The 14,178-nt window shown below is 64.8% G+C and carries 13 protein-coding genes and 1 pseudogene; 8 read left to right on the top strand and 6 right to left on the bottom strand.

The features are described 5' to 3' along the window. Positions 1–39: 39 nt before the first annotated feature. Entirely contained in the window at positions 40–1,245 is a 1,206-nt protein-coding gene (locus tag QX121_RS27845) for an agmatinase family protein (RefSeq protein WP_315757653.1), read from the top strand. Between the two features lie 122 nt (positions 1,246–1,367). Then, positions 1,368–1,736 (top strand): hypothetical protein, encoded by a 369-nt coding sequence (locus tag QX121_RS27840; RefSeq protein WP_315786399.1) that lies wholly within the window; start codon positions 1,368–1,370, stop codon positions 1,734–1,736. A 12-nt stretch (positions 1,737–1,748) separates the two neighbouring features. Here the strand turns inward: QX121_RS27840 and QX121_RS27835 are convergent, their stop codons facing one another. The 3 genes and pseudogenes from QX121_RS27835 to QX121_RS27825 all read right to left on the bottom strand — a co-directional run. Continuing rightward, entirely contained in the window at positions 1,749–2,006 is a 258-nt protein-coding gene (locus QX121_RS27835) for a hypothetical protein (RefSeq protein ID WP_315813560.1), read from the bottom strand. A gap of 4 nt (positions 2,007–2,010) precedes the next feature. Beyond that, positions 2,011–2,361 carry a PilZ domain-containing protein gene (locus QX121_RS27830; RefSeq protein ID WP_315813559.1) on the bottom strand — a complete coding sequence of 117 codons (351 nt, stop codon included), beginning with the start codon at positions 2,359–2,361 and terminating at the stop codon, positions 2,011–2,013. Between the two features lie 129 nt (positions 2,362–2,490). Further along, positions 2,491–2,784 (bottom strand): annotated as a pseudogene (locus QX121_RS27825) (shikimate kinase); the annotation flags it as partial. Positions 2,785–2,846: 62 nt separating this feature from the next. Here QX121_RS27825 and QX121_RS27820 point away from each other — a divergent pair. Then, positions 2,847–3,452, top strand: a complete 606-nt coding sequence (locus QX121_RS27820; RefSeq protein WP_315778283.1) for a hypothetical protein — start codon at positions 2,847–2,849, stop codon at positions 3,450–3,452. 103 nt (positions 3,453–3,555) lie between these two features. Beyond that, positions 3,556–4,878: a lipase family protein gene (locus QX121_RS27815; protein WP_315778268.1), complete on the top strand. Its 1,323-nt coding sequence runs from the start codon at positions 3,556–3,558 to the stop codon at positions 4,876–4,878. 7 nt (positions 4,879–4,885) lie between these two features. Here the strand turns inward: QX121_RS27815 and QX121_RS27810 are convergent, their stop codons facing one another. Further along, positions 4,886–5,806, bottom strand: coding sequence for a helix-turn-helix transcriptional regulator (locus QX121_RS27810; protein ID WP_315778269.1), 921 nt, complete (start codon positions 5,804–5,806; stop codon positions 4,886–4,888). 109 nt (positions 5,807–5,915) lie between these two features. Between QX121_RS27810 and QX121_RS27805 the strand changes: the two genes are divergently transcribed. From QX121_RS27805 to boxB, 4 genes are all read left to right on the top strand, one after another. Next, on the top strand, positions 5,916–7,451 hold the full coding sequence (locus QX121_RS27805; RefSeq protein WP_315773696.1) for a benzoate-CoA ligase family protein: 1,536 nt from the start codon (positions 5,916–5,918) through the stop codon (positions 7,449–7,451). A 339-nt stretch (positions 7,452–7,790) separates the two neighbouring features. After that, complete coding sequence (locus QX121_RS27800) at positions 7,791–8,594, top strand: alpha/beta hydrolase (RefSeq protein WP_315797799.1); 804 nt, start codon at positions 7,791–7,793, stop codon at positions 8,592–8,594. Positions 8,595–8,689: 95 nt separating this feature from the next. Next, positions 8,690–10,378 carry a 2,3-epoxybenzoyl-CoA dihydrolase gene (gene boxC, locus QX121_RS27795; protein ID WP_315813558.1) on the top strand — a complete coding sequence of 563 codons (1,689 nt, stop codon included), beginning with the start codon at positions 8,690–8,692 and terminating at the stop codon, positions 10,376–10,378. A gap of 110 nt (positions 10,379–10,488) precedes the next feature. Continuing rightward, positions 10,489–11,940, top strand: a complete 1,452-nt coding sequence (gene boxB, locus QX121_RS27790; protein ID WP_315813557.1) for a benzoyl-CoA 2,3-epoxidase subunit BoxB — start codon at positions 10,489–10,491, stop codon at positions 11,938–11,940. A gap of 121 nt (positions 11,941–12,061) precedes the next feature. Here the strand turns inward: boxB and QX121_RS27785 are convergent, their stop codons facing one another. After that, positions 12,062–12,871 carry an SDR family oxidoreductase gene (locus QX121_RS27785; protein WP_315813556.1) on the bottom strand — a complete coding sequence of 270 codons (810 nt, stop codon included), beginning with the start codon at positions 12,869–12,871 and terminating at the stop codon, positions 12,062–12,064. 116 nt (positions 12,872–12,987) lie between these two features. Further along, positions 12,988–14,046, bottom strand: coding sequence for a polysaccharide deacetylase family protein (locus QX121_RS27780; protein ID WP_315813555.1), 1,059 nt, complete (start codon positions 14,044–14,046; stop codon positions 12,988–12,990). Between the last annotated feature and the right edge of the window lie 132 nt (positions 14,047–14,178).

Genomic DNA, 14,178 nt, shown 5'->3' with positions numbered 1-14,178 from the left:
CAGTTCAAGAAATGTCGAAAGAAACGAAGGAGAGTCTTCATGTCATTCCCATCCATGCGCAGGTCACGCCGTGCCGGCTTGCAGCCGCAGCGCCAGAGCATGCGCCGCCACCATCCGGACTTCGACAAGATGGCCACCCAAGGCTGGCAGGCGCTGGAGGCCGAGGGCAAATTGCCAAGCAACGGCTGGCGCAAGGAGCGGCAATGGGCGCTCGACATGGGCCTGCCCGGCGCCGACAGCCTGACCGATCGCGAGATCCCGACCTTTGCGCGCGGCGAGCTGCCGCATTTCGCCGGGATCAACACCTTCATGAAGGCGCCCTATGTCGAGAACGTCCGTGACGTCGCCAAATACGACGCTGCCGTGATCGGCATTCCCTTCGATTCCGGCACCACCTATCGCCCCGGCACCCGCTTCGGGCCGCAGGGCATCCGCCGCATCTCCGCGCTCTACACGCCCTACAATTACGAGCTCGGGGTCGACCTGCGCGAGCAGATGACCCTGTGCGATGCCGGCGACGTCTTCACCATTCCCGCCAACCTCGAAAAGAGCTTCGACCAGATCAGCCGCGGCGTCGCGCATGTGTTCTCGTCCGGAGCGCTGCCGATCATGCTCGGCGGCGACCATTCGATCGGCTTCCCCTGCGTGCGCGGTATCGCGCAGTGTACCGACAAGCGCATCGGCATCATTCATTTCGACCGCCACATCGACATCCAGGAGAAGGATCTCGACGAGCGCATGCACACCACGCCCTGGTACTGGGCGACCAATTTGCCGAACGTGTCGCCGACCAACCTGGTGCAGCTCGGCATCGGCGGCTGGCAGGTGCCGCGCGAGGGTGTCGAGGTCGCGCGCAAGCGCAACACCAACGTCCTCACCATCGCGGACATCGAGAAGATCGGCCTGGAGAAGACGGCGGAGATCGCGCTCGAGCTGGCCTGGAAGGATGCCGACGCGGTCTACATCTCGTTCGACGTCGACTCCATCGACTGCGGCTTCGTGCCCGGCACCGGTTGGCCCGAGCCCGGCGGCTTCCTGCCGCGCGAGGCGCTCAAGCTGCTCGGCCTCGTCGCCGCCGAGGGGCTGTGCGGGCTCGAAGTGGTCGAGGTCTCGCCGCCCTATGACACCTCGGACATCACTGCGCTGATCGGCGTCCGCGTCGTGGTCGAGGCGCTCGGCTCGATGGTCGCCCATGGCAAGCTCGGCAGCCACAAGCACATCATCAACAAGCCGGTCAGCTATTGAGGCCCGCGATGCGACATCATCACCACCATCACGGCCATGATCACCACGCGCATGATCACGACCATCATCATGACCATCCGCCGCACGGCCCCGGGCACAACCATGCGCACGGGCGCGCACCGGTGCAGTGGCAGACGCCGCACCAGCCGGAGGGCGCCAAGCCGGTCGCGGTGACCGAGCCCGACCTCGACAAGGTCGAGGCCGCCTTCGTCGACGGCTTCATCGCCGCCCCCGATCCGACCAGCTTCCTGCGGCTGGCGCGCATCCCGTTCGAGATCCTGCGCGATGGCGCCAGCCTCAAGCTGCTGCGGGTGGAGATCGACGCGCTGACCGATGTCGGCAGCCTGACGCCGCATCTCGGCGGCGGCACCTTCCGCTACGATCCGCTGCCGTCGAATTTCATCTCACGCCGCCGCCGCCTCCGCTTCATCTATTTCGACGGCGCCGGCCTGTTGCCGCTGACCTATGCGGAGCTGCGGGAGATCGAGTGACCAGGTCAGAACTCAAGGCAGCGGCGTTCGCTTGAGCGCCGCTGCGACGGCCTCGAAACGGTCGACGACCTCCGGCAGCACATAGGATCGCACGGTGGACGCGGCCGCGATACCGATCAGCAGCACGATGACATATTGAGCGGCGAGCAGGAGGGCGACGCGCCGCAGCCAGGATGATCGCGGCTGAAGCTCGGCAGCGCGAGCGGGGCTCTGCGGCGCATCGGCAGCTGCAAGCAGCAGGTGCTCTTGTTCTCGCGAGACCTCGGACATGCGCTCAGTATCCCGACAGCATCTGTTCGAGTCGGGATTTGAGCCGCTTGTTGGTGCGCTCGCGCTCGCGCAACGTGCGCGCCCATTCCAGCGAGATGACCTCGCTATCCTGGTCGAAGGCAAGGCCGGCGCCGGCACCGTCGCGCCAGATCATGCGTGCGTGCCGAGACCATCCGCGCCGTTCGATCGTGACGTCGACCCGGTCGGGCAGCAGCACCGTCCCGTCCAGCTCGATCTTGACGCCGCGGTTGTTGAAATTGCGGACGATGCAGGCGAGCGTCGAGCTGCCAGCGTTGAATGTCAGAACGCCGCCATAATAGACGCGTTGGCGAGCCTCGCTGCGACGATTGTCCATGGTGCGTCCTCCAGTCACTTAACGATCTATTAAGCAATCGGAGGGTGTGTGGCCACCATCGGCGGTATGAAAATGACGGCGGTGGTTAACGCGGATGCCGCGACGTGCCGGCATTGACGTTGCGCGAGCTCACCCTCGCGCGAACATGCGCGCCTCATTGGCGATGACCGGCTTCACCGCTTCGCCCAGCCGTGCGGCCGCCGCTTCGACCGACAGTCCCGCGGTATCGACCACCGCATTGGCCCTCGCGTACAGCGGCTCGCGGCTCGCCAGGATGTTGCGCAGCTCGGCCATCGCCGAGCGGTCGTCGGCCATCGGGCGGAGGTCGCCCTGCTTACGCACGCGCCCCATGTGCTCCTCCGGCTCGGCCTTGAGCCAGATGGTGTAGAACGAGGTCAGGATCAGGTCGAAGGCGACCGGCTCGGGCCCAGGGCTCGCTACGGAGAGATTGCAACCAGGGCGCGATTTGGCTAACAGCAGAGCCCATGGAGACGAACTCTGAGGGGAGCGGTGGCGGCGGGCGCTGGAGAATCGCTCTCCTTGCGCTCGTGCTGATTCCATTTCTCCCCGAAATTACAATACTGCTCGTCTCTTTCGGTGCGCGGCTGGGCGGCTGCGAGCCCGCCGCCAACGCGCCTTGCCATCTTGGCCCGCTTGCGGCCAGCGCCCTGATCCGCGGCGCGCTCCAGGCCGGCTCCATGGTTGCAATCGGCTTCTCTTTCGGTCTCTCCGCGGTGTGGCTAGCCCTGTGCTACCTTGCGATCGTCCAGGGATGGCGGCGGCGTTGGAGCCGCATTCTGCTCGCGCTGGCAACGAGCCTCCCGCTGGCGATCCTTCCCTATTTTGGGCCGATGTTGTCGATCTCGCCACTGGTGAACGCCGAGTGCCATCCCAATGAGGGCGGCATTCCACCCTGGTGCAGGATCTACGGCGGAGACGTCGGCGATCCCGCGCATGAAGCCGTGCGGATCGGCTGGAACGTCTTCATCGGGGCCCCGGTGGCCTTGGTGGCGTTTCTCGTGTTCGTCGTCGCGCTGATCGTGGCAGGCAGGCGCACGTCACCGCAGCGCCGTGAACGGGTGTCAGGATAGGGCGTTCTCGCAGCGCCAGCCGCGGCGGTCGATACGTATTGCCGCTCGCGAGCGATCGTGTTCATATGCATCCCCTGATTGATTTCAATCGTGAGATGCTGCAATGCGCAGACAATTCGTTTCGGCGGTATGCCTTGTCATTTCGACCTTCCTCGGATTGCTGATCACCTGCTCGGCCCATGCGCAGAAGGCGTCTGACGAAGACGTCCAGCGGATCAAGGCCTCACCGTTCGTGAAATATGCGCGCTACTACGCGCCCTATGCCATCCAGGCCGCTGCGGCCTATCTCGCGATCGATGATCTCGACCGTTACAGGTTCAAGCAGGACGATGACGGAGTTGGCGCCGACGTCAATTTCGTGGTCGGCAACATCTTCGAGCCAAAGGCTGCCCCGTTCGGCCAGGCCGCGCTGAAGGGATGGCAATATCAGTTCGGCAGCGACAAGCCGTTGACATGCATCGTGCCCACCGATGCCGCGTGTCAGGCAGCCTTCAAGAACCGGGGATGGGAGTTCGGCAGCGGGCCCGCCTTCCAGGTCTGGGCCCGCAAGCGTTCGCCGGCTGTCGATCACACCGCGTGCAGCGAGGTCAATCTCGTGTTTCGCGGCACTGTCGGCCTCAGCACCGGCGACTGGCTGTCGAACGCCAACCGCTTCTATTCGCCCTATGATGACTACTATCAACAACTGCGCCGCAACATCGACGGCATTCTCGGCATGATCCAAGGCCTCGACTGCTACCGCGTGGCGCGCAGGAAGCCGCAGATCGTATCGACGGGACATTCGCTCGGCGGCGGCCTGGCGCAGTTCGTCGCGCTCGCGCACGATCCGAACGCCCCGAAGATCGTGAAGGTGTTTGCGTTCGATCCCTCGCCCGTGACCGGCGCGCACCTGCTCGCCAACACGATCCGCACCGCCAACTCCCAGCAACTCGTGATCGATCGCATCTATCAGGAGGGCGAGGTCCTGGCGTGGCCGCGCTGGGCGGTCCAGGAATATCCGTCGGCGAGTTCGACCTGCGGCCCGTTCGTCAGGACCGTCAAGGTCGACGCGGTCCCGGGCTCCGGACTGCTGAACCTTCACGGCATTCGTCCGCTCGCGGTCAAGACGGTCGAGCTGTCCTATGACGGCGACCGCCTGAAGACCTATCAGGTGCCGCCGTCGCCCGCGGACTGCAGGTTGAAATACCAGCCGCCTGGTGAGGATGGCGACATGCTGGTGTCGATGGCCGATGGCCAGCAGCCGACGCGCTACGCCTCGACACCTGTTCGCGCGCGGACGACCGTGGCTGTCTCGCCAGATGCGCTGCCGCCGGCGTGGCGGACGCGGCTGGGCGGCTCGACCGCGAGGCTGGTGTCGATGCGCTCGCATCAGAAGCTCAAGCTCGGATCGTCGAAAGCTCGCAGGTCGCGCGTCGCTCACCTCTAAACGACCGTCACCCCCGCGCGAACATGCGCGCCTCATTGGCGATGACCGGCTTCACGGCTTCGCCCAGCCGTGCGGCCGCCGCCTCGACCGACAGCCCCGCCGTATCGACCACCGCATTGGCCCTTGCGTACAGCGGCTCGCGGCTCGCCAGGATGTTGCGCAGCTCGGCCATCGCCGAGCGGTCGTCGGCCATCGGCCGCAGGTCACCTTGTTTGCGCACACGCCCCATGTGCTCCTCCGGCTCGGCCTTGAGCCAGATCGTGTAGAACGAGGTCAGGATCAGGTCGAAGGTGACCGGCTCGGAGACGATGCCGCCGCCGGTCGCCAGCACCATCGGCTCCTTGCGCGCGAGCAGTTGCACCAGGGCGGCCTGCTCCATCCGGCGAAAGCCTTCCTGGCCGTAGAGCGCGATGATCTCGGCAACCGAAAGCCCGTTCTGCCGCTCGATCTCCTTGTTCAGCTCGACGAAGCTCCAGCCGATCCGCTCCGCCAGCATCTTGCCCAGCGTCGACTTGCCGGCGCCGCGCAGGCCGATCAGCGCAATGCCTGAGAACGAACGCCGCAATGGCGCCGATGCGCTGCCGGCAAGCAGCTCCTTGACCTCCGCGATCTGGCTCGGGGTCGCCTTCTTCAGGAGATCGCGAATGACCGGCCAGTCCGGCGATGGCTCGCCGCCGGGGATGATGTCGTCGAGCGGCGCGTTGATCGCATTGGCGATCCGGCGCAGCAGCACGATCGAGACATTGCCCTTGCCGCTTTCGAGCTGGGCGATGTAGCGCTCGGAAATCCCGGAGACCTCGGCCAGCACCTTGCGCGACATGCCGGCGAGCCCGCGCATCCGCCGCACCCGCTGGCCCAGCTGGTCGAGGAAATCGGTCTCGGCCGCGGACTGGCCGTCGTCGCGCGGGGCATCGCTGTGTGGCGTCATATCCCTGAGGTACTCTTTTGACCAGGAAACATAATGCCGAGGAGGATTGACAGCAAGCGATGTTGGTGGCCTTGTATGAATTATAATTCAAAAATCCGGGGAGAATGCCGTGAAGTCGTACAATGCGGTATCGTGGTTGCTTGACCGCAATGTCGAGGCGGGGCGCGGCGACAAGCTCGCCTACACGGACACGGTCTCGGAGCTGACCTATCGCGGTCTGCAACAGCAGACCTGCCGCGTCGCCAACATGCTGCGCCGCCTTGGCGTCCGCCGCGAGGAGCGCGTGGCGATGATCATGCTCGACACGGTGGATTTCCCCGCGGTGTTTCTCGGCGCGATGCGCGCGGGCGTCGTCCCGGTGCCGCTCAACACGCTGCTGACCTCGGAGCAATACGCCTATGTGCTCGCGGACTGCCGCGCCCGCGTGCTGTTCGTGTCCGAGGCGCTGTATCCGGTCGTGAAGGACATTGTCGGCCGGATGCCGGATCTCGATTGCGTCGTCGTGTCCGGCGCCAATGCCTTCGGCCACAAGCTGCTCACCGAGGAGCTCGCGCGCGAGAGCGATCAGTTCGACACGGTCGCGACCCACGAGGATGAGCCTGCGTTCTGGCTGTATTCATCCGGTTCGACCGGCATGCCCAAGGGCGTGCGCCATCTGCACGGCAATCTCGCCGCGACGGCCGAGACCTATGCCAGCCAAGTGCTCGGCATCCGCGAGAGCGATGTCTGTCTGTCAGCCGCAAAGCTGTTCTTCGCCTATGGCCTCGGCAATGCGCTGACCTTCCCGCTGTCGGTCGGCGCAACCACGATCCTCAACTCCGAGCGCCCGACGCCGGCGCTGATGTTCAAGCTCCTCAACCGCTACAATCCGACCATCTTCTACGGCGTGCCGACCTTGTTCGCCGCGATGCTGCACGATGAGTCGCTGCGCCATGAGAAGGCCGGCAGCGCTCTGCGCATCTGCACCTCGGCCGGGGAGGCGCTGCCGGAATCGGTCGGCAATGCCTGGAAGGCGCGGTTCGGCGTCGACATTCTCGATGGCGTCGGCTCGACCGAGCTGCTGCATATCTTCCTGTCCAACGCGCCCGGGGACATCAAATACGGCTCATCGGGGCGCCCTGTGCCGGGCTATCAGGTTCGTCTTGTCAATGAGGCCGGCCAGGACGTGCCGGACGGCGAGGTCGGCGAGATGCTGGTGCATGCACCGTCCGCCGGTGAGGGCTACTGGAATCAGCGCCACAAGACCCGCTCGACCTTCGAGGGCTATTGGACGCGCACCGGCGACAAATATGTCCGCGACGCCGATGGGCGCTACACCTTCTGCGGCCGCTCCGACGACATGTTCAAGGTCTCCGGCATCTGGGTGTCGCCGTTCGAGGTCGAGAGCGCCCTGATCACGCATCCCTCCGTGCTCGAAGCGGCCGTGGTGCCGGAAGCCGATCCGGAAGGCCTGTTGAAGCCCAAGGCCTATGTCGTGCTGCGCCCGAGCGTCGATCGCTCGACCCTGCACGAGGCACTGAAGGAACACGTCAAGCAGAAGATCGGCCCGTGGAAATATCCGCGCTGGATCGAGGTGGTGGACAGCCTGCCGAAAACCGCGACCGGCAAGATCCAGCGCTTCAAGCTGCGCGAGGGGGCACATTAGCTGTCATTGGCTGTCATTCCCGCGCGCGCCGCAGTCGCGAACCCGGAAGCTCGACGTGGGTGAGATCAAGCGACAGACAATCTCAAGATTCCGGATCGGCCCAGCTTCGCTGCGCCGTCCGGAATGACGGGGCCGGGATATGTGCATGGTGACGCAACTCATCGCCGCGAACTCCGCTCGGCTCTCTCCCCCCTTGTGGGGGAGAGGTGGAGAGGGGGGTACCACGCGCGCCGGTGCGTGTGGCTTACCCCCCTCCCTAGCCCTCCCCCACAAGGGGGGAGGGAACGAGGGAGCGAGCTGCGGGAGCATTTTACATCACGTGCAGACGGAGCGGTCGCGATGGCGCTAGCTGCATCAGGCTTCCTCACCATCGACACCGCTCAACTCGAATATCGCTTGATCGGTCCGCAGCCATCCGACGCGCCATGCATCGTGCTGCTGCATGAGGGCCTCGGCTCGGTCGGCCTGTGGGGCGATTTTCCCGACAAGCTCCAACAAGCCACCGGCGCCTCCGTGTTTGCCTATTCGCGCGCCGGCTACGGCGCCTCAAGCCCGGTGACGCTGCCGCGGCCGCTCGACTACATGCAACGCGAGGCCCGCGATGTGCTGCCGAAGCTACTTGATGCGATCGGCTTCCAGCGCGGTCTCCTCGTCGGCCATTCCGATGGCGCCTCGATCGCGGCGATCTACGCCGGCGGCCGCGCCGATCATCGCCTCGACGGTGTCGTGCTGATCGCCCCGCACGTGATCGTCGAGGACGTCTCGGTCGCGTCGATCGCCGCTATCAAGACCATTTACGAAACCACGGAGCTGCGCGCCAAGCTCGGACGCTGGCACAAGGACGTCGACAACGCGTTCCATGGCTGGAACGGCGCCTGGCTCGATCCGGCATTCCGGGCCTGGGACATCACCGGCGACCTCGCCTACATCCGCGTCCCCGTCGCGGTGATCCAGGGCATCGACGACCAGTACGGTACCATCCGCCAGGTCGAGATCATCCAAGAGGAGTGCTACTGCCCGGTCGAGGTGACGATGCTTCCCAAGACCGGCCATTCCCCGCATCGCGAGTCGCCTGACGCCACCTTGCGGGTCATCGCCGAGTTCGCGGCCGCGACCTTGCCGGCCCCGGCATCACGAACATGAAACAAAGTGCATGTTTCGGCTTTTTGTCGTAGACGTCGGTCAAAACATGAATTATTGTGCATCTCAACGATAAGCACTCCAACGAAGGGTGACTCATGGCCGGGGAAGACCGCGTGCTCGCGGGAGGCAAGACGTTCATCGATTTTCAGACCGATCCCTCCCGCTACAAACATTGGAAGCTCTCGATCGACGGCGAGGTGGCGACGCTCGCCATGGACGTCGACGAGAATGGTGGCCTGTTCGAGGGCTACCAGCTCAAGCTCAATTCCTATGATCTAGGTGTCGACATCGAGCTGGCGGACGCCGTGCAGCGGCTGCGCTTCGAACACCCCGAGGTGAAGGTGGTCGTGCTGCGCTCGGCCAAGCCGCGTGTGTTCTGCGCCGGCGCCAACATCCGCATGCTCGCGGGCGCCACCCATGCCCACAAGGTGAACTTCTGCAAGTTCACCAACGAGACCCGCAACGGCTTCGAGGATTCCAGCGAGAATTCCGGCCAGCGCTTCATTACCGTGGTGAACGGCACAGCGGCCGGCGGTGGCTATGAGCTCGCGCTCGCCACCGACCACATCATCCTCGCCGATGACGGATCGTCCTCGGTGTCGCTGCCGGAGGTTCCGCTGCTCGCCGTGCTGCCGGGCACCGGCGGCCTGACGCGCGTCGTCGACAAGCGCAAGGTGCGCCGCGATCGCGCCGATGCGTTCTGCACGACGGAAGAGGGGGTCAAGGGCAAGCGCGCCGTGCAGTGGCGGCTGGTCGATGAGATCGCGCCGAACTCCAAGGTCGATGCCAAGGTGGCCGAGCGCGCCAAGGAGTTCGCGGCCGCCTCCAAGCGCAACGGCAGCGGCAAGGGCGTTGCGCTCACGCCGCTCAAGCGCGTGATCGATGCGTCAAGCGTACGCTACGGCTTCGTCAACGTCGACATCGATCGCGCCGCCCGCATCGCCACGATCACGATCTCGGCCCCCGAAGCCGCGCCGCCCGCCGACATCGACGGCATGATCGCGCAGGGCGCATCGTTCTGGCCGCTGCAGGTTGCGCGCGAGCTGGATGATGCCATCCTGCATCTGCGCATCAACGAGCTCGGCATCGCCATGCTGGTGTTCAAGTCGCATGGCGAGCGCGCCCAGGTGCTGGCCCATGACGCCTTCCTGGAGGCCAACAAGGCGCATTGGCTGGTCAACGAGATCCGTCACTATTGGAAGCGCGTGCTGAAGCGCATCGACGTCACGTCGCGGACGCTGGTGACCTTGGTCGAGCCCGGCTCCTGCTTTGCCGGCACACTCGCCGAGCTCGTGTTCGCCTCCGACCGCTCCTACATGCTGATCGGCACCATCCAGGGCGACAACCGTCCGGCGCCGGCGATCGAATTGTCGGCGATGAATTTCGGCCCCTATCCGATGAGTCACGGCCTGACGCGGCTGGAGTCGCGCTTCCTCGCTGATCCCAACGATCTCGAGCGTGTCCGCGCGCAGACTGGCAAGCCGCTCGAGGCCGACGAGGCCGAGGAGCTCGGCCTCGTCACCTTCGCGCTCGACGACATCGACTGGGAGGACGAGATCCGCGTCTTCCTCGAGGAGCGCGCCAGCTTCTCGCCGGACAGCCTCACGGGTCTCGAAGCCAATCTGCGCTTCGCCGGCCCCGAGACGATGGAATCGAAGATCTTCGCCCGCCTCACCGCCTGGCAGAACTGGATCTTCCAGCGCCCCAACGCGGTCGGCGAGGAGGGCGCGCTCCGGCGCTACGGCACCGGCGAGCGGCCGAGCTACGATATGACGCGAGTGTAAGGGGAGCAGGGAGTGGCGAATAGCGAATAGGGAAGGATGTCTGGACCCCCTATTCGCTACTCGCCATTCGCTACTCGCCTCCAACTGATCAAAGCCCCCCGGAGGTCTCCATGAACATGAACATCATGAACGTCGACTACTCGACCAAGATTCCGAACAACGTGAATCTCGCCGAGGACCGCCAGGTCCTCAAGGCGCTGGAAGGCTGGCATCCCGGCTATGTCGACTGGTGGAACGACATGGGTCCCGACGGCTTCCAGCAGTCGCTCGTCTACCTGCGCACGGCCTATTCGGTCGATCCGCGCGGCTGGGCCAAGTTCGACTACGTCAAGATGCCGGATTACCGCTGGGGCATCCTGCTTGCTCCGCAGGAGGAAGACCGCAAGATTCCGTTCGGCGAGCATTATGGCGAGCCGGCCTGGCAGGAGGTCCCCGGCGAATACCGCGCGCTGATGCGCCGCCTGATCGTGATCCAGGGCGACACCGAGCCGGCCTCGGTCGAGCAGCAGCGCCATCTCGGCAAGACCGCGCCGTCGCTCTACGACATGCGCAACCTGTTCCAGGTCAACGTGGAGGAGGGCCGTCACCTCTGGGCGATGGTCTATCTGCTGCAAAAATATTTCGGCCGCGACGGCCGCGAGGAGGCCGACGAGCTGCTGCGCCGCCGCTCGGGCGATGCGGACAGCCCGCGCATGCTCGGCGCCTTCAACGAGAAGACGCCGGACTGGCTGTCGTTCTTCATGTTCACCTACTTCACCGACCGCGACGGCAAGATGCAGCTGCACAGCCTCGCGCAGTCCGGCTTCGATCCGCTGTCGCGCACCTGCCGCTTCATGCTGACCGAGGAGGCGCACCACATGTTCGTCGGCGAGACCGGCGTCGGCCGTGTCATCCAGCGCACCGTGGAGGCGATGCGCGCCGCCGGCATCGATGATCCGACTGACATCGCGAAGGTGCGCGCGCTTGGCGTGATCGACCTGCCGACCATCCAGAAGAAGCTGAACCTGCACTACACGCTGTCGCTCGACCTGTTCGGCTCCGAGGTCTCGACCAACGCTGCGAACGCCTTCAATGCCGGCATCAAGGGCCGCTATCACGAGACCCAGATCCAGGACGATCACCAGCTCAAGAACGCGACCTATCCGGTGCTCAAGCTGGTCGACGGCGAGATCAAGCGGGTCGACGAGCCGGCGCTGACCGCGCTCAACATGCGCCTGCGCGACGACTACTCGCAGGACTGCATCAAGGGCCTCTTGCGCTGGAACAAGATCATCAGCACCGCCGGCTACGACTTCCAGCTCAAGCTGCCGCATACCGCCTTCCACCGCGCCATCGGCGAGTTCAAGGACGTCCATGCGACACCCGACGGCATCCTGATCGACGAGGGGACCTGGCAAAAGCGCAAGAGCGACTGGCTGCCCTCGACCGATGACGGCGCCTACATCTCCTCACTGATGAAGCCGGTCACCGAGATCGGCGAGTACGCGTCGTGGATCGCGCCCCCGAAGGTCGGCATCGACAACAAGCCGGGTGACTTCGAGTACGTGAAGATCGAGACTTGATGAGAGGCGAATAGCGAGTTGCGAGTAGCGAATAGGGGAAGTAGCCTATTCGCTATTCGCTATTCGCTATTCGCTATTCGCTATTCGCTATTCGCTATTCGCTATTCGCTATTCGCCCTTCTCAACTATCCCAGCCCGCGCCCGGAATGCCCGGGTTTGCGTAGACGATACCGCCATCGACCGCGATCGTATTCCCCACCACGTAGTCGCCCGCGCGCGAGGCGAGGAAGATCGCTGTGCCCGCCATGTCCTCGTCGGTGCCGATGCGCCCGGCGGGCACGCGCGAGGCGACCTCGTCGGCGTTGTCGCGCGCGGCCTTGTTCATGTCGGACTTGAACGGTCCGGGCGCGATCGCGGTCACAACGACGTGGTCCTTGATCAGCTTGGCCGCCATGCGCCGCGTCAGATGGATCAGGCCGGATTTGCTCGCCGCATAGGAATAGGTCTCGAGCGGGTTGACGAAGATGCCGTCGATCGAGGCGATGTTGATGACCTTTGCCGGCCGTTCGGCGCTGGCCGCCGCACGCAAGGGAGCTGCGAGCGCCTTGGTCAGGAAGAACGGCGTCTTGAGGTTGAGGTTCATCACCTTGTCCCAGCCGCTCTCCGGGAATTCGTCGAAGTCGGCGCCCCACGCCGCGCCGGCATTGTTGACGAGGATGTCGAGCTTGGGCTCGCGCTTCTTGATCTCGCCCGCGAGCGTCTCGATGCCGGCCATCGTCGAAATGTCGATCGGCAGCGCGACACATTCGCCGCCATATTCCGTCGTCAGTGCCTTGGCGGTCGCCTCGCAGGGCCCGGCCTTGCGCGCGGTGATATAGACCCGCGCCGCGCCATGCGCGAGCAGGCCGGATGCGATCATCTTGCCGATGCCGCGCGAGCCGCCGGTGACGAGCGCGATGCGTCCTTCGAGTGAGAACAAGTTCCTGAGCATGAAGCCTCCCTTTCCTTATGTCATGCGCGCTTGTGAGCGGGACGCGCCAGCACGTCAAGGGAGACGCAGTCGCACGAATTCGCCGCAATTCAATCGGAGGGGAACGTTATGCGGGCCTATGCCGCGTCGATGCGGCGGAAGCCGTTCCACATCGCGGTGGCCGCGCCCGAGGTCAGCACCGGCAGCACGCGGGCGTCCTGGTAGTGGCCATTCAGCGAGACACGCGACAGGGCCGTGAGATGATCGGCGCTCTCGGCGAAGATCATGCCGGGGCGGGTGGTGACGGCGGTCTTGTAGCCGCTCGCGGCCGCCAGCACGAACTCGCGCTGGGAGGCGGCGGCGCGGTCGCCGTAGGGATAGGCCATGTGTAGCACCGGCCGCTGCAACTCGTTCTCGATCCGAGCACGGCTGCCGGCGATCTCGATGCGCGCCGTCTCCTCGGTCTGCTTGGCGAGATTGCAGTGACTGATCGAATGCGCGCCGATCGAGATCAATGGCTCAGTCGAAAGCGCCCGGAGCTCGTCCCAGGACAGGCAGAGCTCACGGCAGATCGAGGCCTCGTCGACGTCGTAGCGCGCGCACAGCGCGCTGATCTCACGCCGCACGTCGTGCTCGCCCGGCAGTGCGCGCAGCCAATCGTGCAGGCGCTGGAACGTCACGCATTTGGCTGCCGACGTCGATGCATCGAGCTGCAGCGACAGCCCGCCGATCTCGATGTCGATCGTTTGCGCCTTCGCGACCAGCCGCTCCAGCGTCACCCACCAGAGCCGGCCCAGTCCCGATGCGAAATCGCTCGTCACATAGATGGTGAACGGCGCATCGAACTCGCGCATGACAGGCAGCGCGAAGTCGCGGTTGTCGCGATAGCCATCGTCGAAGGTGAAGCAGGCGAAGTGGCGCGAGAAGTCCTTCGCCACCAGCCGGCTGTGCAACTCGTCGAGGGTGATGATCTCGATGTCGTGGTCGCGCAGGTGCGACAACATTTCGCGCAGGAAATCCGGCGTGACCTCGAGGTGACAATTGGGCTGGAAATCGGCGTCGTGGTGCGGCCGCACATGATGCAGCGTATAGATCGCTCCCACGCCCGAGAAGATCGGGCGCAGCCAGACATGCGCGCCGCTCAGATACAGCGCTTCCAGGCCGGCACGGATAAAGGTTTTGCGAAATCGCCTCATCTGAAATATGCGGCCCGGTGAGTGTCGGGACAAGGTTACCGACGAATGATTGAAGAAAGCCTTAGCCTGCGGTCGCAACGTACCGTGCGGCGCGCCTCATTTCCGGTTTGACAGGCATGCAAGGGTTTGTTT

It is taken from the genome of Bradyrhizobium sp. SZCCHNR2028 (assembly GCF_032380995.1).
In the GTDB taxonomy this organism is placed as follows: Bacteria; Pseudomonadota; Alphaproteobacteria; order Rhizobiales; family Xanthobacteraceae; genus Bradyrhizobium.
This window is presented reverse-complemented; position numbering and strand designations above follow the sequence as displayed.